Annotated in this window: 23 protein-coding genes; 13 read left to right on the top strand and 10 right to left on the bottom strand. The window is 61.2% G+C overall.

Annotation, left to right across the window (positions count from 1 at the left end; all coding sequences use genetic code 11):
- Positions 1-37: 37 nt before the first annotated feature.
- From M1E05_RS04645 to M1E05_RS04635, 3 genes are all read right to left on the bottom strand, one after another.
- Positions 38-748 (bottom strand): HAD family hydrolase, encoded by a 711-nt coding sequence (locus tag M1E05_RS04645; RefSeq protein WP_461164596.1) that lies wholly within the window; start codon positions 746-748, stop codon positions 38-40.
- Positions 748-1,056 carry a YegP family protein gene (locus M1E05_RS04640; protein ID WP_461164595.1) on the bottom strand — a complete coding sequence of 103 codons (309 nt, stop codon included), beginning with the start codon at positions 1,054-1,056 and terminating at the stop codon, positions 748-750. Before M1E05_RS04640 ends, M1E05_RS04645 begins: the two co-directional genes overlap by 1 nt.
- A gap of 95 nt (positions 1,057-1,151) precedes the next feature.
- Complete coding sequence (locus tag M1E05_RS04635; RefSeq protein WP_458111940.1) at positions 1,152-2,945, bottom strand: glycoside hydrolase family 15 protein; 1,794 nt, start codon at positions 2,943-2,945, stop codon at positions 1,152-1,154.
- A 143-nt stretch (positions 2,946-3,088) separates the two neighbouring features.
- On the opposite strand from M1E05_RS04635, the gene M1E05_RS04630 reads away from it, so the two are divergent.
- From M1E05_RS04630 to M1E05_RS04620, 3 genes are read left to right on the top strand one after another with little or no spacing between them, the layout of a single operon-like run.
- Positions 3,089-3,970, top strand: a complete 882-nt coding sequence (locus M1E05_RS04630) for an aldo/keto reductase (protein ID WP_461164594.1) — start codon at positions 3,089-3,091, stop codon at positions 3,968-3,970.
- Complete coding sequence (locus tag M1E05_RS04625; RefSeq protein WP_458111942.1) at positions 3,971-4,702, top strand: DUF72 domain-containing protein; 732 nt, start codon at positions 3,971-3,973, stop codon at positions 4,700-4,702.
- Between the two features lie 53 nt (positions 4,703-4,755).
- On the top strand, positions 4,756-5,814 hold the full coding sequence (locus tag M1E05_RS04620; RefSeq protein ID WP_458111943.1) for an App1 family protein: 1,059 nt from the start codon (positions 4,756-4,758) through the stop codon (positions 5,812-5,814).
- Positions 5,815-5,823: 9 nt separating this feature from the next.
- Here M1E05_RS04620 and M1E05_RS04615 read toward each other — a convergent pair whose 3' ends face one another.
- The 4 genes from M1E05_RS04615 to M1E05_RS04600 all read right to left on the bottom strand — a co-directional run bounded on the left by M1E05_RS04615 (position 5,824) and on the right by M1E05_RS04600 (position 8,842).
- Positions 5,824-7,308, bottom strand: a complete 1,485-nt coding sequence (locus tag M1E05_RS04615) for a GH1 family beta-glucosidase (RefSeq protein WP_458111944.1) — start codon at positions 7,306-7,308, stop codon at positions 5,824-5,826.
- 110 nt (positions 7,309-7,418) lie between these two features.
- A complete protein-coding gene (locus M1E05_RS04610) occupies positions 7,419-7,808 on the bottom strand; it encodes a hypothetical protein (protein ID WP_458111945.1) in 390 nt (129 codons plus the stop codon).
- A 9-nt stretch (positions 7,809-7,817) separates the two neighbouring features.
- Positions 7,818-8,318, bottom strand: coding sequence for a DnaJ domain-containing protein (locus tag M1E05_RS04605; RefSeq protein WP_461164593.1), 501 nt, complete (start codon positions 8,316-8,318; stop codon positions 7,818-7,820).
- A 104-nt stretch (positions 8,319-8,422) separates the two neighbouring features.
- Positions 8,423-8,842: an Hsp20/alpha crystallin family protein gene (locus M1E05_RS04600; RefSeq protein WP_458114563.1), complete on the bottom strand. Its 420-nt coding sequence runs from the start codon at positions 8,840-8,842 to the stop codon at positions 8,423-8,425.
- Positions 8,843-8,986: 144 nt separating this feature from the next.
- Between M1E05_RS04600 and M1E05_RS04595 the strand changes: the two genes are divergently transcribed.
- Positions 8,987-9,274 (top strand): MerR family transcriptional regulator, encoded by a 288-nt coding sequence (locus M1E05_RS04595; RefSeq protein ID WP_458111947.1) that lies wholly within the window; start codon positions 8,987-8,989, stop codon positions 9,272-9,274.
- Positions 9,275-9,304: 30 nt separating this feature from the next.
- On the opposite strand, the gene M1E05_RS04590 is transcribed toward M1E05_RS04595, so the two are convergent.
- Positions 9,305-10,084 (bottom strand): phosphatase PAP2 family protein, encoded by a 780-nt coding sequence (locus M1E05_RS04590; RefSeq protein WP_461164592.1) that lies wholly within the window; start codon positions 10,082-10,084, stop codon positions 9,305-9,307.
- A 191-nt stretch (positions 10,085-10,275) separates the two neighbouring features.
- Here M1E05_RS04590 and M1E05_RS04585 point away from each other — a divergent pair, with 191 nt between their 5' ends.
- The 7 genes from M1E05_RS04585 (at position 10,276) to M1E05_RS04555 (ending at position 16,579) form a co-directional block, all read left to right on the top strand.
- On the top strand, positions 10,276-10,500 hold the full coding sequence (locus M1E05_RS04585; protein WP_458111949.1) for a hypothetical protein: 225 nt from the start codon (positions 10,276-10,278) through the stop codon (positions 10,498-10,500).
- Between the two features lie 49 nt (positions 10,501-10,549).
- Positions 10,550-11,683, top strand: a complete 1,134-nt coding sequence (locus tag M1E05_RS04580; protein WP_461164591.1) for a DNA alkylation repair protein — start codon at positions 10,550-10,552, stop codon at positions 11,681-11,683.
- Positions 11,684-11,980: 297 nt separating this feature from the next.
- Complete coding sequence (chvE, locus tag M1E05_RS04575) at positions 11,981-13,105, top strand: multiple monosaccharide ABC transporter substrate-binding protein (RefSeq protein ID WP_461164590.1); 1,125 nt, start codon at positions 11,981-11,983, stop codon at positions 13,103-13,105.
- 110 nt (positions 13,106-13,215) lie between these two features.
- On the top strand, positions 13,216-14,745 hold the full coding sequence (gene mmsA / locus M1E05_RS04570) for a multiple monosaccharide ABC transporter ATP-binding protein (RefSeq protein WP_461164589.1): 1,530 nt from the start codon (positions 13,216-13,218) through the stop codon (positions 14,743-14,745).
- Positions 14,746-14,750: 5 nt separating this feature from the next.
- Positions 14,751-16,061, top strand: coding sequence for a multiple monosaccharide ABC transporter permease (mmsB, locus tag M1E05_RS04565; protein ID WP_458111953.1), 1,311 nt, complete (start codon positions 14,751-14,753; stop codon positions 16,059-16,061).
- A gap of 39 nt (positions 16,062-16,100) precedes the next feature.
- On the top strand, positions 16,101-16,310 hold the full coding sequence (locus M1E05_RS04560) for a hypothetical protein (protein WP_461164588.1): 210 nt from the start codon (positions 16,101-16,103) through the stop codon (positions 16,308-16,310).
- A gap of 74 nt (positions 16,311-16,384) precedes the next feature.
- The gene (locus tag M1E05_RS04555; protein WP_461164587.1) at positions 16,385-16,579 is read left to right on the top strand and encodes a hypothetical protein; all 195 of its coding nucleotides are present in this window, start codon (positions 16,385-16,387) and stop codon (positions 16,577-16,579) included.
- Here the strand turns inward: M1E05_RS04555 and M1E05_RS04550 are convergent.
- Positions 16,576-16,986, bottom strand: a complete 411-nt coding sequence (locus tag M1E05_RS04550) for a hypothetical protein (protein WP_461164586.1) — start codon at positions 16,984-16,986, stop codon at positions 16,576-16,578. The two genes, M1E05_RS04555 and M1E05_RS04550, sit on opposite strands and share 4 nt — an antisense overlap.
- 90 nt (positions 16,987-17,076) lie before the next feature.
- On the opposite strand from M1E05_RS04550, the gene M1E05_RS04545 reads away from it, so the two are divergent.
- The gene (locus M1E05_RS04545; RefSeq protein WP_458111956.1) at positions 17,077-17,745 is read left to right on the top strand and encodes a helix-turn-helix transcriptional regulator; all 669 of its coding nucleotides are present in this window, start codon (positions 17,077-17,079) and stop codon (positions 17,743-17,745) included.
- Positions 17,746-17,792: 47 nt separating this feature from the next.
- Here M1E05_RS04545 and M1E05_RS04540 read toward each other — a convergent pair whose 3' ends face one another.
- Positions 17,793-18,665, bottom strand: a complete 873-nt coding sequence (locus tag M1E05_RS04540) for an NAD-dependent epimerase/dehydratase family protein (RefSeq protein ID WP_461164585.1) — start codon at positions 18,663-18,665, stop codon at positions 17,793-17,795.
- Between the two features lie 175 nt (positions 18,666-18,840).
- Between M1E05_RS04540 and M1E05_RS04535 the strand changes: the two genes are divergently transcribed.
- Positions 18,841-19,656 carry a carbonic anhydrase gene (locus M1E05_RS04535; protein ID WP_461164584.1) on the top strand — a complete coding sequence of 272 codons (816 nt, stop codon included), beginning with the start codon at positions 18,841-18,843 and terminating at the stop codon, positions 19,654-19,656.
- Positions 19,657-19,692: the final 36 nt, after the last annotated feature.

Here is a 19,692-nt window from a genome sequence, read left to right as displayed (position 1 = left end):
AGCTGCGATACAAGGCAGCCCCCGCCTAAACAGTCCCTTAATGGAGCGCTTTGCTTTGAAGCAGCTTCCCGATGGCACTGTCCCTGAGATTGCCCAACAGTTCGCGCGGACCGGAATAGAACTCTATAGCTCCCGCATCCCTGAGCTCGGCCTCGCTGGTGCCGCCGCAGGTTACGCCGATCGTGGGGATGCCGATTTTGGCGGCCGCGTACACATCCCACACTGCGTCCCCCACATAAACAGCATCGTGGGCGCTCACCCCAAGTCCTTCCAGGGCAGCCAGGAGGATGTCAGGCTCAGGCTTGCTTTCCTTGGCATCATTGGCGCTCGTGGCCACGTGGATGTAAGAGTCCGAATTAAGGGCGGACCGGAGCATTTTCAGGTCCTGCTCACGTGCGGAAGAGGCCAGCGCGACGGCGAGCCCTCCTTCCCGGCATTGAAACAGAAGGTCGCGGGCGCCGTCGAACGCCTTCAGGAATGGCCAGTAGGTTGAGAAGATGGCGGCGTGGGCATTCATCACCGAAGCGTCTTGGCCCATGTCGCGGTCCGGGGGCAAAAGATGGGCCACCAACTTGTCCCCGCCCATGCCCACGGCCCGGTGGATCGAAGCCATGGGAACGTCGAAACCTGCTCCGCGGAAAGCATGCCACCAAGCCATGGTGTGCAGGTACGACGAGTCCACGAGTGTCCCGTCCACGTCGAAAAGGACCGCCGCCCGATGCTTTCCACGGGCTTTGCCGTTAGGCATCAGTGGCCCATACCTGCGCGCCTTCCCGCGGCGATCAATTGGCCGTGCCCCCCAACAGCCGTGGATTTCCTGGCGGCCTTGACATGTTGCTTGAGGCTCTGCTGTTTGACGGGTGCCGACTGCTGGTCATGGCTGCGGTCACGGACAAGCCCGGTGCCGGCGATTTCGCGGGCCTTGGCAATACCGGCCACTGCTGCTTTCTTCGTCGGGAACGTAATGGAGACAGCCATGAGAGCTCCCGTTCCGTCCAGCATCCTGATGCGGTATCCGCCGTCGGGCGCGTCCACGAGTTCGAAATATCCAGACATTGCATCTCCTCCATACTCCACGGCGTCGTGAGGTATTAGTAAGTATACTTACCGACGCCTGAGAGGAAAACGTGAGGGGGCCTTTCAGCAGCTGCTCAACTTCCCCGCAACGGCGTATCGCTGCGGTGCATCGTGTCTTCCTCGAGTTCCAAAGCACTCAACACCAAGGCGAAGTGGCTGAATGCCTGGGGGGTATTTCCCAAGTGCCTGCCATCGCCCACGTGGAACTCTTCGCTCAGCAGGCCTACGTCGTTACGCAACGCCAGGAGCCTTTCGAAGAGGTCCCTCGCTTCGGAATGCCGCCCCGCCCCCAGCAGCGCCTCAACCATCCAGAATGAACAGGCCAGAAACACCCCTTCGTCCCCGGGCAATCCGTCGTCGCTGTATTCAGGTTGATAGCGGAGCAGGAAACCGTCCCGCGACAGTTCGCGCTGAATGGCATCAATTGTGCCAATCACTCGTGGATGCTCGGGAGGCAGGAATCCTACCCGCGGAATCAGCAGCAGGCTCGCATCCAGTTCAGGCCGGCCGTAGGACTGCGTGAACGTGTTGCGTTCGACGTCGAAACCCTTGGTCATCACCTCATGGTGAATCGTGTCCCGCAAGACTTCCCAGCGGTCGGCTGGCCCCGGCAGGCCGGACTCGCGGACACCCTTGACCATGCGATCTGCAGCTACCCAGGCCATGACCTTGGAGTGGGTGAAGTGGCGGCGGGGCCCGCGCATTTCCCACAACCCGTTGTCGGGCTGGTCCCAGGCTCCTTCGAGGTATTCCATCAGCGCGATCTGGACATCCCACGCCTCATCGGTGTGCCGCAGCAATGAGTTGCGGGTCAGGGACAGGCAGTCCAGCACTTCGCCCCAGACATCCAGCTGCAGTTGGTCTGCTGCCGCATTCCCGATCCGCACCGGTTTGGAATTCTCATAACCGGCCAGCCAGGGGAGCTGCATCTCCGGAAGCCGTCGTTCGCCGTGGATTCCGTACATGATCTGAAGGTCCGCCGGGTCCCCCGCAACGGCACGCAGCAGCCAGTCGCGCCAGGCTGCCGCCTCGTCCGTGTAACCGGCGGCCAGGAGGGCCTGAAGGGTCAGGGTGGCGTCGCGCAGCCAGCAGTAGCGGTAATCCCAGTTCCGCGGGCCGCCCAGCTGCTCAGGCAGCGAGGTGGTAACCGCTGCCACTATCCCACCGGTCGGGGCATAGGTAAGCGCCTTGAGGGTGATAAGCGAGCGTTGCACCGCTTCGCTGTAGGGCCCGTTGACAGGGCACTTCTCCGTCCATTCCAACCAGAACTCCTCAGTGGCCTGCAGCACCTCTTCAGCATTAACAGAGCGGGGCCTGCGGACATGGCTGGGCGCCCACGTCAGCACGAAAGATACACGTTCGCCCTCATGGACCGTGAAGTCACTGACCGTCTGAAACTTCTCGCCCCGCAAGGGCGCCTGGGTCACGAGGTAGGCGGCATCGGGTCCGGCCACGGCATGCACTCCGAAGTGGTCACGGCGGACCCACGGAACAATGTGGCCGTAATCAAACCTCAGGGCCAGTTCGCCACGTATCCTCACCTGTCCACTGACACCCACCACGATCCTGACAATGTCAGCCACTTCGTCACGGGGTGGCATGAAGTCAATGATGCGGACCTGCCCATCAGGGGTGTCCCACTCCGATTCCAGGATGAGCGTCCCTGGCTGGTACCGCCGACGCGTGCATTTGCCGCCGTTCACGGGAGCCAGAAGCCAGCGGCCGGCGGACGGCGTGTCCAACAAGGCGTTGAAGCACGCCGGGGAGTCAAACCGCGGGAGGCACAGCCAATCGACGGATCCTTCCATGCTGATCAGCGCGGCGGTGTGAAGATCCCCAACCATCGCATAATCCTCGATGCGTGCCATGGACCCTAGCGTGCCACAATCTGGCCTCAAGGCACGAGGTGTAGGGTTGAAACACGGTGATGCAGCTGCCGATGGATACATTTCCATGTGCTGGGTTCTGTCGCGGGCATGTGGATGCCGCAGGACAGAAGGGAACCCAGTCAATGCTTCATAAGACGTTCGGCCACACCACTTTCTCCGTTTCAGCCTTGGGCTTCGGTGCAGGACACCTCGGGGATGACGTCCTCACGGATCAGGAGGCCCATGACCTTCTGGAGCGGGCGCTGGGACTGGGCATCACCTTTTTTGATACCGCCCGCAGCTACGGGCGCTCGGAGCAACGGCTCGGCGCCTTTCTGCCCCCGCACCGGGATGACGTGGTGCTGTCTACGAAGGTGGGGACTGGCGTTCCTGGTCAGCCGGACTGGAGCGCGGCAGCAGTACGACTCGGGGTGGAGGAGTCGCTCCGAACCCTGCGCACTGACGTGATCGACGTCGTCTTCCTCCACTCTTGCCCGCTGGCAATCCTCGAAAAAGGGGAAGCCATCGACGCGCTGCTTGCCTGCGTTGATGCCGGCAAAATACGGGTGGCCGGTTACAGCGGCGACAACGAAGCCCTCGCCTGGGCTGCCGCATCCAATGCCTTCGGCGCCCTCCAGACGTCGGTGAACATTGCGGACCAGAACTCCCTGCACGAGATACTGCCGGACGCCGCGCACCGGGGAATCGGCGTGGTGGCCAAACGCCCGCTCGCTAACGCACCCTGGCGTTACAGTGAGCGGCCAACAGGCACTTACGGGGAAACGTATTGGGACCGTATCAACCAGATGGGCCTCGAACCACAGGCCGACGACTGGCCCGGCACGGCAGTCCGGTTCTCGGCTTTCGCCCCGGGGGTGTCCACCATGGTCATGGGCACCTCCAATGCCGCCCACCTTGAGGAGGCCGCGGCCGCCGTCGCCCGTGGCCCTTTGCCGGAAACTGAACTGCACCGCTGGGAGAAGGCCTTTACCCGTCACGCGCTGGAATGGGCCGGCGAAGACTAAGTGACCCTCAATATCGGCACGTCCGGTTGGAGCTATGACCACTGGGAGAACGTTCTGTACCCTCCCGGGTTGCCGTCCAGGGACCGGCTGCAGCATTACGTGGCGCGGTTCAATACCGTGGAGCTGAATGCAAGCTTCTACCGCTGGCCTCGGGAGACTGCCTTCGCGAGCTGGCGCAACCGGCTTCCCCAGGGGTTTGCCATGTCAGTGAAGGCCCCTCGCGGCCTCACCCACGCCAAGAAGCTCTACAGCCCGGAAGTGTGGGTGGAACGGATAACCCGGTGTTGGCATGAACTTGGAGACAAAAGGGCGGTACTGCTGGCACAGTTGCCGCCCAATCTTGCCCGTGACGACGCCCGGCTGGACTATTTCCTGTCGGCCTTGCCGGAGTGGATCCGCGTGGCGGTGGAGTTCCGCCATGACAGCTGGGACCACCCGGAGGTGTACCAACTCCTCGAACGCCACCGGGCCGCCTACTGCATCATGAGCGGGGCCAACCTGCCCTGCATCCTTCGCGCCACCGCCCCCTTTGTGTATGTCCGGCTCCACGGCCCCGACCACCAGCACCTCTATGGTGGGTCGTATTCGGACGATGACCTGAAATGGTGGGCGGATCGGATCAGCGAATGGCGTTCCGCGGGCAAGGACGTCTTGGTCTACTTCAACAACGACGGCGGCGGCAACGCAGTGCGGAATGCGTTCACATTGCGTGGCCTGCTGGGAGACGGTTGATCCGCTGCGCTGATCTGCGTCTTCGGGCGTAGCAGCTGTGGCAGAGTGGAGGCATGGAATTGGCGCCTAAGGAATCATCACTGGCAGGGAACCACGTGTTCCGGCTGGCCCACAAGCTGTCGGATGCCGGGAACACCTTGAGGATGCGGCTGGCGAGGCGCTGGAAGTTCGTTCCCCAAACCGTTGCGTACCAGGGATACGGTTCCACTGAGTTCGTCCGTATCCTGGCCCGGGTCCTTTTGACCAGCAAGCCTGCCCCCGGCAGCCGCGCAGAGCACGCCGCAAAGAACGGAAACCAGAACGTCCGCGGCTGGCGTGCCTTCACCAGCATTCCCATCCCCAATGTGACCGTCGAGATGGAAATCGGCGGAGTTGTGACCACAGTAAAAACGGACCGCGGCGGCTTGGTGGACACGGATGTAAAGGTTTCCCTCTCGCCGGGATGGCATACAGCAGTGCTTCGTGCTGAGGGCACCGAACCGGCCGAGGCCAACATCTTTGTGGTGGCTCCCGGTACCCGCTTTGGGATTGTTTCGGACATCGATGACACCGTCATGGTCACGGCCCTTCCCCGCCCGTTCCTGGCTCTCTGGAACACCTTCGTCCTGAGTGAGCGGGCCAGGATGGCAACACCGGGCATGGCTGTGCTGCTGGACCGCCTGATCGTGGAGCATCCTGATGCGCCTGTTGTCTACCTGTCCACGGGGCCTTGGAACGCGGCACCCACGCTGGCGCGTTTCCTCACCCGGAACATGTACCCTTCCGGCACCTTGCTGCTCACGGACTGGGGACTCACCCAGGACCGCTGGTTCCGCAGCGGTCAGGAACACAAGCTTCGCAACCTGGAACGGCTGGCGGCGGAGTTCCCGGACATGCGTTGGCTGCTGGTTGGTGACAACGGCCAGCACGACGAACAGATCTACTCGGAGTTTTCCCGGGAGCACGGGTCGCGCGTGGCAGCCATCGCCATCCGGCAACTGTCCGTAAGTGAATCTGTCCTGGCGGGCGGCCACTCGGAGAACGGCGATCACACCGGTTCAAATGTCCCTTGGATTTACTCCCCTGACGGCGCCGGGATTGCCAAGGGTCTCAAAGGCCTGAAGCTCCTCTGACCGCTTGCCTTAGCTCTGACTCACCGTGGCTGCCGCTGCTTCAGGAACGCCGGGGTGGCGGGAGGCAAGGACCTCCTGAAGCCAGTAGAAGGACGCTTTCGGCGTCCGGGCAAGCGTCTCAAAGTCAATGTGGATGAGGCCAAAAGGCTGCCGGTATCCCGCGGACCATTCGAAATTGTCCATGAGGGACCAAACGTAATACCCGCGCAGATCTATCGATTCCGCCACACCGCCGGGGGCAGTTGCCTCCAACGCGCTGGCAAGGTGTTCGGCCAGGTATCTCAGCCTGCGTTCATCCGGTATGAAAATTCTGTCCGCTTTCCTGTCCCGGACCACCACGTCGTCGAAACTGGCTCCTCCTTCAGTGATGAACACCGGCGGAAGGTCCGGATACCGTTCGGCCATTTCGGCCAAGGCAACAGACATATATTCGGGCTTGATGGGCCAGCCGTAGGCAGTTGTCTGGGCGTCAGACCAGGCCGTGATGTGGAAGGGCGAACCAGGCGCGCTGTCCGTAAGGTCGCTGCCCATTGCCTCGGCCATGCCTGCTGGGACGGGCCCTTCGCCTGCCCCCGCCGCCACCTTGGTGGGCATGTAGTAGTTCAAGCCGTAGAAGTCCAACGGCTGAGAAATCACGGCCATGTCCTCATCCGGGTGGTTGAAGGACGAGAAGAACTTGGCTGCGCGGATGACGTCAGGGTACTTGCCGGTCAGAACAGGGTCGGCGTAAAGCCGGTTCTGGGCGATATCCATAAGGCCGGCACTTAGTTTGTCCAAGGGGTTACCCGATGCAGGAACCATCGGGGAGTACACGTTGGTGATGCCGATTTCTCCCGGAACTTGGGCAGACCTCAAAGCCTGGACAGCCAGGCCATGCCCCAAGAGCTGGTGATGGACGCTGGGAAAAGCGTTCAGCAGCAGCGACTCACCCGGTGAATGCAGACCCAGGGCATATCCGTTTGTGGCCACGGTGGCAGGTTCGTTAACCGTCACCCAGCGGGCCACCCGGTCACCGAAAGCGGAGGCTGCAATCGCAGCAAAATCGCCCAGGCGATAGGCGGTGTCCCGGTTGATCCAGCCGCCGGCCTGATCCAACGGAAGAGGGGTGTCCCAGTGGTAGAGGGTTACCATCGGGGCGATCCCGCTGGCCAGCAGCTCATCCAGGAGCCGGTCATAGAAGTCGAGGCCGGACGGATTCAGCGCTCCCTTGCCATCAGGCTGGATCCGAGGCCAGGACAGGGAGAAACGGTAGGAATCAATGCCGAGCTCCTTCATCAGGGCAACGTCTTCGGGCATCCGGTGGTAGTGGTCGCAGGCAACGGCAGGGCTCCCGTCATCTACGATTGCACCGGGCTTTGCAGCGAAGACATCCCAGCCGGCTGGTCCGCGTCCGTCCTTATCCAAAGCCCCCTCGATCTGGAAGGCTGCCGTCGCAACGCCCATCGTGAAGGACGCCGGTATCAATGCGGCCAGGTCTTTGGCGGTTACGCTCATGTCCAGGGACCCCTATGTTCTTGTGCCGGTGGTGGATTGATTTTAGGACCCCCGGCGCCTCCATGCCACGCACTGGCAGGAGTTCCCGTTGGCTTACACGGTACAAGTGATCAGTGGAGCAGGGCATCTGAACCAAACAGGAAGTCCTTCGCGTGCGCCAGCGCCTTCTTGAAGGCATCATTGCGGAGAGTTATCAGCTGCTCCGAATCGGTGCCGTCCGGCTCCAGGTAGGCCGTATACCCAGGACGCAACACCCAGATGTCCCCCGCCGGCGGCAGGTAGAAAACACCGAAGGAGCGATGCTGAATGTCATCAGGAGCCCAGATCGGCACAACGGCCATGGCAGCCCCCGTGTCCGGATTGATCCACTGGGCTCTTGGCAGGGGCTCCTCATGGGCTTCCGGGTCCAGGAACGGTGCTGTTCCCACTCCCCAGCGCTGTTCAAAGCGTTCGTGGAACGCAGGGATAAGATGCGAATCGTAGCGGCGCCACGTGCTCATATGGTTCTCCTAATCCGTTACATCCGGCCAGGCCCAGGGCCCTTCTTCCCACCGCACAGGGGTCACCCGGAGGAGCGGGGACGGCTTTGAAATCCGGCGGACCGGCACTTCACGGGGCCCATAGCGCACAGGTATGTCTTGTGCGCTTGTCCGTATCGGGCGCTCGCCCCGTGCGGCCTCCCGTGCCCGATGATCCCGTGCACTTTCTTCCCCTGCGCTTCTATCCCGGGAGCCTCTATCCCGTGCACTGTTGTCCCGTGTACGGGCCGTATCGTTTTTCCGATGGCGGTTGTGCCGACGGTCATAGTCTGCGCGCTTCTTGGGGTCGCGCAGTACTCCGAAAGCGTTCATGATGGCAAGCACTTCAGCAGACGTCGGTGCAGCCCCGGCAGAGTCCACGTCCGGATGACGTGTCCGCATCAACCCGCGGAAAGCGCGCGAAATTTCCTGCTGGGTGGCGGTGTCAGCCACTCCCAACACCGTGTAGTAGTCCGCAGGCTCGTTGCTCATGCTTGCCATCCCCTGCCGCCTGGTGCCAGTGGGGGGCGGCTTCCGGCCCTGCCGAAAGCCGCCCCGGGCAACCCGGGATACCGGTCACCCTGTTCCCGCTGGAGTTACCTGTTGATTTCCTGCCGGCGCTTCGTCTCGATTTCGATCTTGCGGGGCTTGGCCTGCTCAGCGACCGGGATGCGGAGGGTCAGGACACCGGCGTCGTAGCTTGCCTTGACGTTTTCAGTGTCGAGCGTGTCACCGAGGATCAGCTGGCGGCTGAAGACGCCGCGGGGCCGCTCGGAAACAATCAGTTCAACACCTTCGCCTACCGGTTCACCGCGTTCCGCACGGACGGTAAGAACGTTGCGTTCGACATTCAGGTCCACGGAATCAGCGTTGACCCCAGGGAGATCAAACTCGACGACGAATTCCCCGTCCGCCTGCCAGGCATCCATGGGCATCGCCGCCGGCCGGGCTGCGGTTCCGAAGACCTGCTGCGTGAACCTGTCCAGCTCACGGAACGGGTCGGTGCGCATCAACATCATTTCCCACTCCTTCAGCATGAGGTAGTTGCTCATATCTTTTTGGGTATCCATTCCACTAATCTGTGGTGCTGGATATAGATTTTTTATAACACCAGTGAGAGACTATGGCAAGAGCTGTTGAGCACAAGGCTAAGGAGCATCATGGCAGAGCACGGAGACGACGTGGGCGTGTATGCGATCTCGGTTGTAGCGCAGCTGCTCGGGACCGGTCAACAGAACATTCGGCAGTACGAGCGAAAGGGCCTGCTTACGCCCGATCGCACCTCAGGTGGAACGCGCCAGTACAGCGAATCCGACGTCGCAGTCCTGCGGCGGATCGGTGAACTGCTTGACGAAGGGCTGAACCTTGCAGGAGTGGCCAAAGTCCTGGAATTGGAGGAAATGAACGCCAAGCTCCACCGGGACCTGAAGCGCGCGCGCGGCCGCTGATCGGACAAGTCAAGCCGCTGAGCGGGAAGTTCAGTCGGTGCTCGAGTCGGCTTTTGACAGCTCTCCGGTGATCTTCTCGCCGGGAATCCGGGCTGTGCGCCACGTATCAATAGCGATGACCGCACCAAGGATCACCAATGAGAGCGAGACTGACGCGAGGGCGTCACTGACCCAGTGATATCCGAGGTAAAGGCGGCTGATCGCCGCGAAAAAGATCCCGACGGCGGCGGCGGCAAGCCCGATGACCGCCGGCCAAATATGCTTCCGGCGGGAAAAGACCAGGAAAGCCGTAATCAGGAGGAAGTCGGCCGCGCCAAGCACATGGCCGGAGGGAAAGGAAAACGTTGAGTCCGGCCCAAACAGCATCTGCTCTATGGGAGGCCTGCTGCGGCCCACCGAATGGCCGATGATCTGGGCCAGCACTACGCCCGTCAGCATTCCGGCAGCAAGCAGGATGGGCCGCCACGCATGCTTGGCTGCGAGACTCCAGGCAACCGTCACCACCAGGATGATGATCGGCAACACCACCGGACCGAAGATGACCGCCAGAATGATCATGGCAGTGGTCAAGGGTTCTGAGCGCTGGGTGAGAAACCATGACTGCATGGGATCATCGCTGCCGGCGATCCCATCCTTGTTCAGGATGGCCCCGAGGGTGAGGAAGAAGAACACGGACCCCAGAAGCATCAGGGCAGCCGCCACCCGGTAGAGCCTGGTCCTGGCAGCGGCAGTCATGTACCGCTCCTCCACAACAAACTTGTCGTGGAAAACACGCCAAAACCCCCGGTTATCGGCCGTTCTCTCAGTCATTTTTACCGTCTCCGCCTCGTACCGGTGCAAGTCGTCTTCGTCAAGAAATTATCTCCATCCGAGGCCTGAGCGTTCCGGCGCTGGAGGTGGCCAGTCTACTTACTATTTTCCGGAAGCACTGTTAGCGTGGGCAGAAGTGTGGACCGCGAGGGCCACAACACAGCAGGGCAACAGCAGAGCAAGGAGGGGCCATGAGCATGGATGCCGCTGGTGAGGACCGGAAGAGCCACGAAGACGACAACGCGTCCGGCAAGATGGCGGGGCCAGAAGGCACCGTTCCGGGAAGCGACAAGGGCGTAGGGATGGGCGCCGGCGATGAGCCGAACACCTTCGAGCCGGAGGAAGACCCCACGGCCACTGCGGAAAGCACTGAAAAGGTGGAAGATACCCCCGCGGATACCAGGGAACCCAGCTAAAATCCTGAAATGAAATCTCTGGACGGCCGGCCCGAAGTACCCTGACTCCATGGGCGCCATGAACGAACTCATCAATCGGGCCGCTGTCGATTCATTACGCGGGGCGCTCACACCGGCAGCTCCGGGCCGAAGCTGGCCGGAGCTCACAGCTGCAGGGGCAACCCTGGATGGGCTGAGCCTGCGGGAGCGCGCCGATCACGTCAGCCAAGCACTCCTTGCAGACTTCGGGCGCCCGGCTGACAGTACCCTGGCCGCTGGAATCTATACGACGGCGGCAGTAACGTTCCGCCGCGCCCTGCTGGATGCAGGCTTCTCCGGGTGGGCGTTGTGGCCAGTGACGGAGACTGCAGTTACCTTGGCGTTGGATTCAGGAGATCCGGCACATTTCGATGACTGCCTCTTGCTGCTGGCTGAACTGACGCCGCGGCTGACTGCGGAATTCGCGATTCGCCGGCTGCTGGCTGCCGACCTTCCGCGATCGTTGACGGCAATCCAGTCCTGGACCTCACACCCGGATGAACATGTCAGGCGTCTCGCCAGCGAAGGCACGCGACCCTACCTGCCCTGGGCGGTGCGGGTACCCGCGATAATCGATCACCCTGAAGCCACAGTTCCCATCCTTGACGCACTGTACCGGGACTCCCACGAGTACGTGAGGCGCTCGGTGGCCAACCACCTCAACGATCTAGCCCGCCATGCGCCGGACCTGGTCATTGCGACGGCGACTCGGTGGCTGGCAAATCCGGATCGCAACACTGCCTCACTTGTGCGGCACGGCTTGCGGACACTGATCAAGAAGGGCCACCCACAGGCACTGGCCTTGCAAGGCTTTGCCCCGGCGGACCTCACTGTCAGCGCACCGCAACTGGACCGGGCCGACGTCGTTCTCCCCTCGGATCTGGCTTTTGCATTCGAGATCTCCAACACCGGGGCAAAACCTGTGAGGCTGGCCGTTGACTATGTGGTGCATTACCGCAAGGCGAATGGATCGCGCTCGCCAAAGGTCTTCAAACTCGCCACCGTCACCTTGGTTGCCGGCGAAACCAAGAGCTTTTCCAAACGGCACGCTTTCCGCCAGATGACGACGCGTGTCCACCATCCCGGGAAGCACAGCCTGGAGCTTCAGGTCAACGGAATCCGGTACCACATGGTCGATTTTGTGCTCCAACCCGAAGGGTCCTGAGGGAGTTGCTAAAATGTGATTTGACTCACAATAGAAGCTCGGGTTACTCTATGGTAGTTGTTAGCGCTCACAGGACGCTATATCGTCATTGTAGTATCACGGTAGATCTAGCAGCAGCTCGGAGTATTCAAGACCGGCATCCGTTCGCCGGCCCTGACCCTCAAATTCTTCCTGGCAAGGGGCCATCAGCCCCTCGTGAGGAAACCGGACATCACTGGCCGGGACACAGCCGTAAGCGCAGATGCTTTTCGGCTAAGCACCAGTTCGCTGACCCCCGGTCAGCGGAAGGAGAACATAGTGAGAATCAAAAAACTCCTGGGCGCGTTCGCCGTCGTCCTCGCAGTTACCGTGGGGGCTACGGGTTGTGGCACCCGCGGCGGAACAACATCGCCCACAGAAGAAGCTGACGCCGCAGGTTCGCTAGTGGGAATTTCCATGCCCACGCAGACCTCGGAACGCTGGATCGCAGACGGCAAGAACGTCTCCGATTCCGTTACCAAGCTCGGATACAAGGCGGACCTCCAGTTCGCCAACGATGACATTCCCACCCAGGTCTCCCAGATTGAAAACATGCTGACCAAGGGCGCCAAGGCCCTGATCATCGCAGCTATCGACGGCACCACCCTGACCGATGTCCTGGCGAAGGCCAAGGAACAGAACGTCAAGGTCATCGCCTACGACCGCCTGATCAACGGAACGCCCAACGTTGACTACTACACCACGTTCGACAACTACACCGTAGGCGTCCAGCAGGCCACCTCCCTGCTGACCGGACTGGGTCTGCTCGATGCCAGCGGCAAGAAGGTCGAAGGCAAGGGCCCGTTCAACGTTGAGCTCTTCGCCGGCAGCCCGGATGATAACAACGCCAACTTCTTCTGGACTGGCGCCATGGACACGCTGAAGCCGTTCATGGACGCGGGAACCATCAAGGTCCCCAGCGGCCAGACCAACTTTGAGCAGGCTGCCATCCTCCGCTGGCAGGCACCCGTTGCCCAGAAGCGCATGGAAGACATCCTGACGTCCGCTTACAGCTCCGGCACCAAGCTCGACGGCGTTCTGTCACCGTACGACGGCCTCTCCATCGGCATCATCTCCGCCCTCACCAGCACCGGCGGCTACGCCAAGGGAAGCCTCCCGATCGTGACCGGCCAGGACGCTGAGAAGGGCTCGGTTAAGTCGATCATCGCCGGCGAGCAGTACTCCACTATCTTCAAGGACACCCGCCAGCTTGGCGAGCAGGCCGTGAAGATGGTCGATGCAACCCTGAAGGGCGAAGAGCCTGAGGTGAACGACACGAAGACCTACAACAACAAGGTCAAGGTGGTTCCGTCCTACCTGCTCAAGTCCTTGATCATCACGAAGGATAACTACAAGAAGGAACTCATCGACACCGGGTACTACACCGAGGCCGACGTCAAGTAGCACTGTCCAAGGGTTTGTGGCCGGACCCCGAGGTCCGGCCACAAACCCTTACCCAGCAGCCCTGCAGCCGCAGGACAGCACAAGTTTCGATCATTCAGTGGGAATTGACGATGAATACACCCATTCTTCAAATGCGAGGAATCACCAAGACCTTCCCAGGAGTGAAGGCCCTTCAGGACGTCACCCTGGACGTGAACCGCGGCGAAGTCCATGCCATTTGCGGTGAAAACGGGGCCGGCAAGTCCACCCTTATGAAAGTGTTGTCGGGCGTTTACCCGCACAACTCTTTCGAGGGCGACATCCTCTTCGAAAACGAACCGTGCAGTTTCTCCAGCATCTCCGACAGCGAGAAGCGCGGCATCGTCATCATCCACCAGGAACTGGCACTCAGCCCCTACCTCTCCATCGCAGAGAACATCTATTTGGGGAACGAGCAGGCCACCCGCGGTTGGGTCGACTGGCGCAAGACCAACCTGGAGGCCGCTAAGCTGCTGGCCCGGGTGGGACTCAGCGAGAACCCCATTACTCCGGTGCAGCACATCAGCGTCGGCAAGCAGCAGCTCGTCGAAATCGCCAAGGCGCTGTCGAAGGAAGTAAAGCTGCTGATCCTCGATGAGCCGACGGCTGCTCTGAATGATGAGGACTCCGGCCACTTGCTGGACCTCATCCTGCACCTCAAGGGCCAGGGCGTCACCTGCATCATCATCAGCCATAAGCTCAACGAGATCCGCAAGGTGGCTGACGCCGTCACCATCATCCGCGACGGCAAGACCATCGAGACGCTCCGGCTCGACGAAGGGCAGATCACCCAGGAGCGGATTATCCGCGGGATGGTTGGCCGCGATCTGGAGAGCCTCTACCCCGACCGCGATCCCCAGATCGGCGAGGAAGTCCTGCGAATCGAAGACTGGTCGGTCCAGCACCCGCAGGACCATTCCCGGATCGTGGTGCACAACGCCAGCCTGAACGTCCGCAAGGGAGAAGTTGTGGGCATGGCGGGCCTGATGGGCGCCGGCCGCACCGAGCTCGCCATGAGCGTGTTCGGGCGCACCTACGGCCGTGCCATTTCAGGCAAGGTGTACAAGTACGGCAAGGAAATCAACACGTCAACCGTGTCCGAGGCCATCAGCCATGGCATCGCCTACGCCACCGAGGACCGCAAGCAGTATGGCTTGAACCTCATCGAGGACATCAAGCGCAACATCTCCATGGCGGGGCTCCGCAAGCTCGTCAAAGGCGGCTGGGTGGACAGGAACGAAGAGACGATTGTCGCCAACCGCTACCGCACCAGCATGAACATCAAGGCACCCACCGTCGCCGCCATTACCGGTAAGCTCTCCGGCGGAAACCAGCAAAAGGTGGTGCTGAGCAAGTGGATGTTCTCGGACCCCGATGTACTGATTCTTGACGAACCCACCCGTGGGATCGATGTCGGTGCCAAATTCGAGATCTACACGATCATTGCGCGCCTTGCAGCCGAAGGAAAGGCAGTGATCGTGATTTCGTCCGAACTGCCCGAGCTCCTGGGTATTTGCGACCGCATCTACACGTTGTCCGCAGGACACGTCACGGGCGAGGTGCCAATCGCCGAAGCCACCCAAGAGAAGCTCATGCACTACATGACCAAAGAGAAGGAATAGCGAACATGTCCGCCCTCAGAGAATCCCTGAGCTTCCTGACAAGCCGCCTGCGCCAGGTCGGCATTTTCGTCGCCCTGATACTCATCGTCATCCTGTTCCAGGTCCTGACGGATGGCATCCTCCTGCAGCCGCAGAACGTCAGCAACCTGGTGGTCCAGAACAGCTACATCCTGATCCTGGCCATCGGCATGGTGATGGTCATCATCGCCGGCCACATTGACCTCTCCGTCGGCTCCGTTGCAGGATTCATCGGGGCTGTTTCAGGCGTGATGATCGTGCACTGGGGGTGGGCCTGGTGGATCGCCATTCCGGCGTGCCTGCTGGTGGGCGCGCTCGTCGGTGCCTGGCAAGGCTACTGGATCGCCTATGTAGGAATTCCGGCCTTCATCGTCACCCTGGCCGGGATGCTGATCTTCCGCGGCCTCACCCTCATCACGCTGAAGAACCAGCAGATCACCCCGTTCCCCGATGAGCTCCGTGCCCTGGGTGGCGGCTTCCTTCCGGATATTTCCGGCGGTACATCCGTCCTGGAATTCCTGACGGTGATCCTCGGCGTGGGCGGCACAGCTGCCATCCTCTTCCAGGCCATCAAGGAACGCCGGGTTCGCCGGAAGTTCAACCTCGAAAACGAGCCCATGGCCTGGTTCGCCGTCAAAACTGCCTTCATCGCGCTGCTGATGCTGATTATCACGTTCCTCCTGGCCAGCTACCGCGGAACCCCGATCGTCCTGATCGTCCTGGCTGCACTGGTGATCCTGTACTCGGCTCTGATGAACAACAGCGTTTTTGGGCGCCATGTCTACGCCATCGGCGGGAACCTGCACGCCGCTGAACTGTCCGGCGTCAAGACCAAGGCCGTGACCTTCCGGTTGTTCGTCAACATGGGTGTGCTTGCAGCACTGGCAGGACTCGTGTTCACCGCCCGCCTGAACTCCGCGCAGCCCGCCGGCGGTACCGGCTTTGAGCTCGACGCCATCGCCGCGGCCTTCATTGGCGGGGCTGCCGTGCAGGGCGGCATCGGCACCGTGGCAGGAGCCATGATCGGCGGCCTCATCATGGGCGTGCTGAACAACGGCATGTCCATCCTGGGCCTGGGCACCGACTATCAGCAGCTGATCAAGGGCCTGGTTCTTCTGCTGGCTGTCGGCTTTGATATCTTCAACAAGAACCGAAGCGGCAGCGGTGGCGGATCCACCATCGGTAGCCGCTTCAAGCGCAAGACCTCGCCGCCAGCAGGCGGCGAGAGCACCACCCCCGTTTCCAGCAAGCCGGCCGGTGACAGGCCCGAGAAAGCCGCAGCTTCGCGGAACCCCTGAAATCCCCCGTCAGATCACCCGTAAAGAAAGAGTTTTTCCATGTCTACCCCCAGCCATCGCATTGATATCCAGGTGAGCAGCCGCCACCTCCTAGACGAGCGACTCGAAGCAGCCGTGCGTGACCTCCAAGAGGTTGCTATGGCTGCAGGGACCCACGGCATCCTGCTCACCCGAAACAAGCCAGGGCACTACACCGCCGCGCTTTCGGACCAGGTGCCCTTCGGAATGACCAGGGAACTCATCCACTAATCAAAGGGCTTCCCGCGGGAGGGGGATCCCGCGGGAAGCGCTTTGTTTTTATGCGTAAAAGGGGGAAGAAGCGCATGTGTGATCCTGGTGAAGACTGGAGTCAGCTGGTTGGTCGCGTTGTTGAACTGCGCCGGAACGGACAGGTGGTCCGCACTGCCGAAGTGGAGGATGTGACCCCGGATTCGTCTATCCTGTGGCTGCGATTTGATGGGAACCACGGCCGCCAGCTTGTCACCAGGACAGATGGCTACGAGGTTCGCCCCCTTTAACGGTCCTGCCCCGAAGCAAGGCGGTTCAAGGCCAGGGCGCCTACCAACAAACCAAAGTCTCTCAGGGCCACATCAAAGAATCCCGGCACCAGCAGCAGGTTCACTATGATCCCTGCCAACCAAGCGGCCACCACCAATGAGCCGATCTTGGGACGCCAAGCCACCAATAGGCCCGCGAGGATCTCCACCGCTCCCACCCCGTACATAAAGGTCTGGGGACTTACCGGCACGATCTGCGTGGCAAGGGGAGCCAGGTAGCTGGTCCAATCCACCAGGAAGTTGGTGAATTTGTCGATTCCGAAGGCAATCGGCGCAATGGTAAAGACGGTTCGAAGCAGCAGAAAAGCCTGGTGCGTCTCGTGATGCCGAGCCTCCTGTGCAACGGGCTGCGGCTGATGGTCAAGCATGACTTCCTCCTTCTAAAAGTGCTGATACTTGACTTTAGAATTGAGGCCTTGTTATGTCAATGGTCATTGATTTTAGAGTAGGATTTCATTATGACTGCAGCGGAAACCGGCCTGAGTATGGGCAAGGCTCTCAGTGCCTTAGGTGACCCCTCCCGCCGGGCCGTGTTCGAGTACGTCCTTCACGCTGATGGCCCTGTGGGCCGTGATGAAGTTGCCGGGTCGTTGGGCATGGTGCGGAGCACCGCGGCCTTCCACTTGGACCGACTGGCGGCCGAAGACCTCCTGGAGGTTTCCTTCCGGCGACTGACCGGCAGGACCGGACCAGGATCCGGACGGCCTCACAAGCTCTACTCCCCCGCGGTTCGGGAAGTGGCTTTAAGCCTTCCTCCAAGGCGCTATGACCTGGCCGGCGAACTGCTTGCAGCCGGTGTGGAAGCCGCCGTCGAAACCGGCATACCCGTAGCCGAAGCCCTGCAGGCCGTTGCCGCCAATGCCGGGGAGGAGATCGGGCAGGAGGCTGCCACCCTTGAAGGTGCACTGGAGCTCTACGGCTACAGGCCCAACGCCGGGGAGGACGGCAGCATCGAGCTACTCAACTGCCCCTTTCACCGCCTGTCCAGGGCTCACACCTCCACCATCTGCGGCCTCAATCTGGATCTCCTGGCGGCAGTGGCCGAGACAGCCGAGCCAGGCTGCTACAAGGCCGTCCTGGAGCCGCAGGTGGAGCGGTGCTGCGTCCGCCTGGTGCCGCAGGACTAACACTCCAAGAAACCAGCCGACGTCGGGCTTCAATCAGCGGTCGCGCTTCAGTCCTCCGTAGGGGTAGTACGGAGCGAGTGATAGCTCCGCCAGCTATGCTCCGGCGCGAAGCCCAGCAGGCGCTTCGCCTTGTCGATGGAGAGCATGGTCTCGTTTTCTCCTAGTTCCTTGGTCACAGTGACCGCCGGGAACACCTCCGCGGCCAAGCTTGCGCTGGACCTCTGCATCACCGTGTCGGCGTTCGCAATGATGAAGGCCTCAAAACCAGGTGGCTGGTATTCCAGTGCCCTGGCCACCGCCTGGGCACCATCCCGTCCGTCGATGTAGCCCCAGAGATTCCACTTTCGTAAGGACGCGTCGGCCTCGAAGGCCGGGAATGCCTCATAGTCCTCAGGGTCCATGACGTTAGAAAATCTCAGTGCCACGATGCTCAGTTCAGGATCCCAGCGGGTCAGCTGAATGGCCATCTGCTCTTCCAGATGCTTAACGAGGGAATAAGTACTTTCGGGCCGCGCGGGATACTCCTCGTCCACCGGAATGTAGGGCGGATCCACGTCGAAAGGGAGGCCCAACAAGGTCTCGCTGGAGGCGTACACCAGTTTCCTGATACCCGCCCGCCGAGTTGCTTGGAAAACGTTGTATGTGGACAGCATGTTGTTTTCAAAAGTGGCAGCATCGGGGGCCAGTCCGGGGGCTGGAATTGCAGCCAGATGAACTACCGCATCCACGCCGCCGTGCCTGTCGTCCAGCCCAAGGAGCGCGTCCAGGACGTGCCCGTAATTTCTCAGGTCAATCTGGGTAAAACCGCGTGATTTCGGGCCCACACGGTCAAGATTCGTGACGTCGTGACCATCCTCATTAAGCCGACGGACCACACTTCTGCCAAGCTTTCCGCTTCCACCGGTAACTGCAATTCTCATGCCCCTACACTAGGGCCCTAACACGTTTTCGCCGCTTTCACACCGTCAGAAAATCCGCTGATGACAGCTCCCCGGGGCACTTCACATGGAGTCCCATGAATCGCCCGGACTATTTCTCGTGGTATTTCTCTGAACACCCCAACGGCAACACCGCTGTTTTTTGTAAAGGATGGGAATGCGTTCCACACCAGAAATCACCCGAAAGTCCCTGCTCATTGGATCCGCGTGGGGGCTGCTTGCCCTCGCCGCCGGCTGCGCCAAGCCCACGACGGGCAGTGAGGCCCTTCCCTCCAGCATGCCAACTGCGTCAGCGGCCAACGTGGCCCACTGGTCCTATGAAGGCGCGGACGGTCCCGGGGATTGGGGGAATCTCAGCCCTGCCTTCCAGACTTGCGCCACCGGCAAAGCACAATCGCCCGTTGATATTCCTGCGGCCACACCCAAGTCTCCGGCTCCGATCAGCCTGGCCTACTCCGCTTCCGAATGCGAGGTCCACGACAACGGCCATACTGTCGAGCTGCATGCAGGCTCAGCCCAAAGCCTCACTGTTAGCGCTAAGGCCTACACCTTCAAGCAAATGCACTTCCACGATCCGTCCGAACACACCATCGAGGGCACCCGCTACGACGTCGAGTTCCACTTCGTCCACCAGTCCGATGACGGCGTTCTTGCCGTCCTCGGGGTTCTGGCGAAAGCGGGAAAGACGAATACAGCATGGGCACCATTCGTCGATGCTGCCGCTGGCTCCACCTCGGCGCGTTCGATCGGCAGCGTCAACCTCGCGTCCTTGCTTCCCGCTTCCCTGGAACACTTTGCCTACGAAGGGAGCCTCACCACTCCCCCGTGCAGTGAGAACGTGCTCTGGCTGGTGTTGGACCAGCCGATCGAACTCGGTGCCGACCAGATCAGCAAACTGCGTGCCGTCCACTCGGCAAACAACCGTCCAACGCAGGAATTGAACAGCCGCACTGTCACCCTGGTGAACCAGTAGGCCCCGGGGCAAGACGTGCCAGCCTGACATGATTGA

The organism is Arthrobacter sp. R4-81 (genome assembly GCF_054792365.1).
This window is presented reverse-complemented; position numbering and strand designations above follow the sequence as displayed.

Coding starts and splice junctions, on each gene's coding strand:
- M1E05_RS04645 (WP_461164596.1), bottom strand. CDS start 748: ATGCCTAACGGCAAAGCCCGTGGAAAGCATCGGGCGGCGGTCCTTTTC.
- M1E05_RS04640 (WP_461164595.1), bottom strand. CDS start 1,056: ATGTCTGGATATTTCGAACTCGTGGACGCGCCCGACGGCGGATACCGC.
- M1E05_RS04635 (WP_458111940.1), bottom strand. CDS start 2,945: ATGGCACGCATCGAGGATTATGCGATGGTTGGGGATCTTCACACCGCC.
- M1E05_RS04630 (WP_461164594.1), top strand. CDS start 3,089: ATGCTTCATAAGACGTTCGGCCACACCACTTTCTCCGTTTCAGCCTTG.
- M1E05_RS04620 (WP_458111943.1), top strand. CDS start 4,756: ATGGAATTGGCGCCTAAGGAATCATCACTGGCAGGGAACCACGTGTTC.
- M1E05_RS04615 (WP_458111944.1), bottom strand. CDS start 7,308: ATGAGCGTAACCGCCAAAGACCTGGCCGCATTGATACCGGCGTCCTTC.
- M1E05_RS04610 (WP_458111945.1), bottom strand. CDS start 7,808: ATGAGCACGTGGCGCCGCTACGATTCGCATCTTATCCCTGCGTTCCAC.
- M1E05_RS04605 (WP_461164593.1), bottom strand. CDS start 8,318: ATGAGCAACGAGCCTGCGGACTACTACACGGTGTTGGGAGTGGCTGAC.
- M1E05_RS04600 (WP_458114563.1), bottom strand. CDS start 8,842: ATGTTGATGCGCACCGACCCGTTCCGTGAGCTGGACAGGTTCACGCAG.
- M1E05_RS04595 (WP_458111947.1), top strand. CDS start 8,987: ATGGCAGAGCACGGAGACGACGTGGGCGTGTATGCGATCTCGGTTGTA.
- M1E05_RS04590 (WP_461164592.1), bottom strand. CDS start 10,084: ATGACTGAGAGAACGGCCGATAACCGGGGGTTTTGGCGTGTTTTCCAC.
- M1E05_RS04585 (WP_458111949.1), top strand. CDS start 10,276: ATGAGCATGGATGCCGCTGGTGAGGACCGGAAGAGCCACGAAGACGAC.
- M1E05_RS04580 (WP_461164591.1), top strand. CDS start 10,550: ATGGGCGCCATGAACGAACTCATCAATCGGGCCGCTGTCGATTCATTA.
- mmsA (WP_461164589.1), top strand. CDS start 13,216: ATGAATACACCCATTCTTCAAATGCGAGGAATCACCAAGACCTTCCCA.
- mmsB (WP_458111953.1), top strand. CDS start 14,751: ATGTCCGCCCTCAGAGAATCCCTGAGCTTCCTGACAAGCCGCCTGCGC.
- M1E05_RS04560 (WP_461164588.1), top strand. CDS start 16,101: ATGTCTACCCCCAGCCATCGCATTGATATCCAGGTGAGCAGCCGCCAC.
- M1E05_RS04555 (WP_461164587.1), top strand. CDS start 16,385: ATGTGTGATCCTGGTGAAGACTGGAGTCAGCTGGTTGGTCGCGTTGTT.
- M1E05_RS04550 (WP_461164586.1), bottom strand. CDS start 16,986: ATGCTTGACCATCAGCCGCAGCCCGTTGCACAGGAGGCTCGGCATCAC.
- M1E05_RS04545 (WP_458111956.1), top strand. CDS start 17,077: ATGACTGCAGCGGAAACCGGCCTGAGTATGGGCAAGGCTCTCAGTGCC.
- M1E05_RS04540 (WP_461164585.1), bottom strand. CDS start 18,665: ATGAGAATTGCAGTTACCGGTGGAAGCGGAAAGCTTGGCAGAAGTGTG.
- M1E05_RS04535 (WP_461164584.1), top strand. CDS start 18,841: ATGCGTTCCACACCAGAAATCACCCGAAAGTCCCTGCTCATTGGATCC.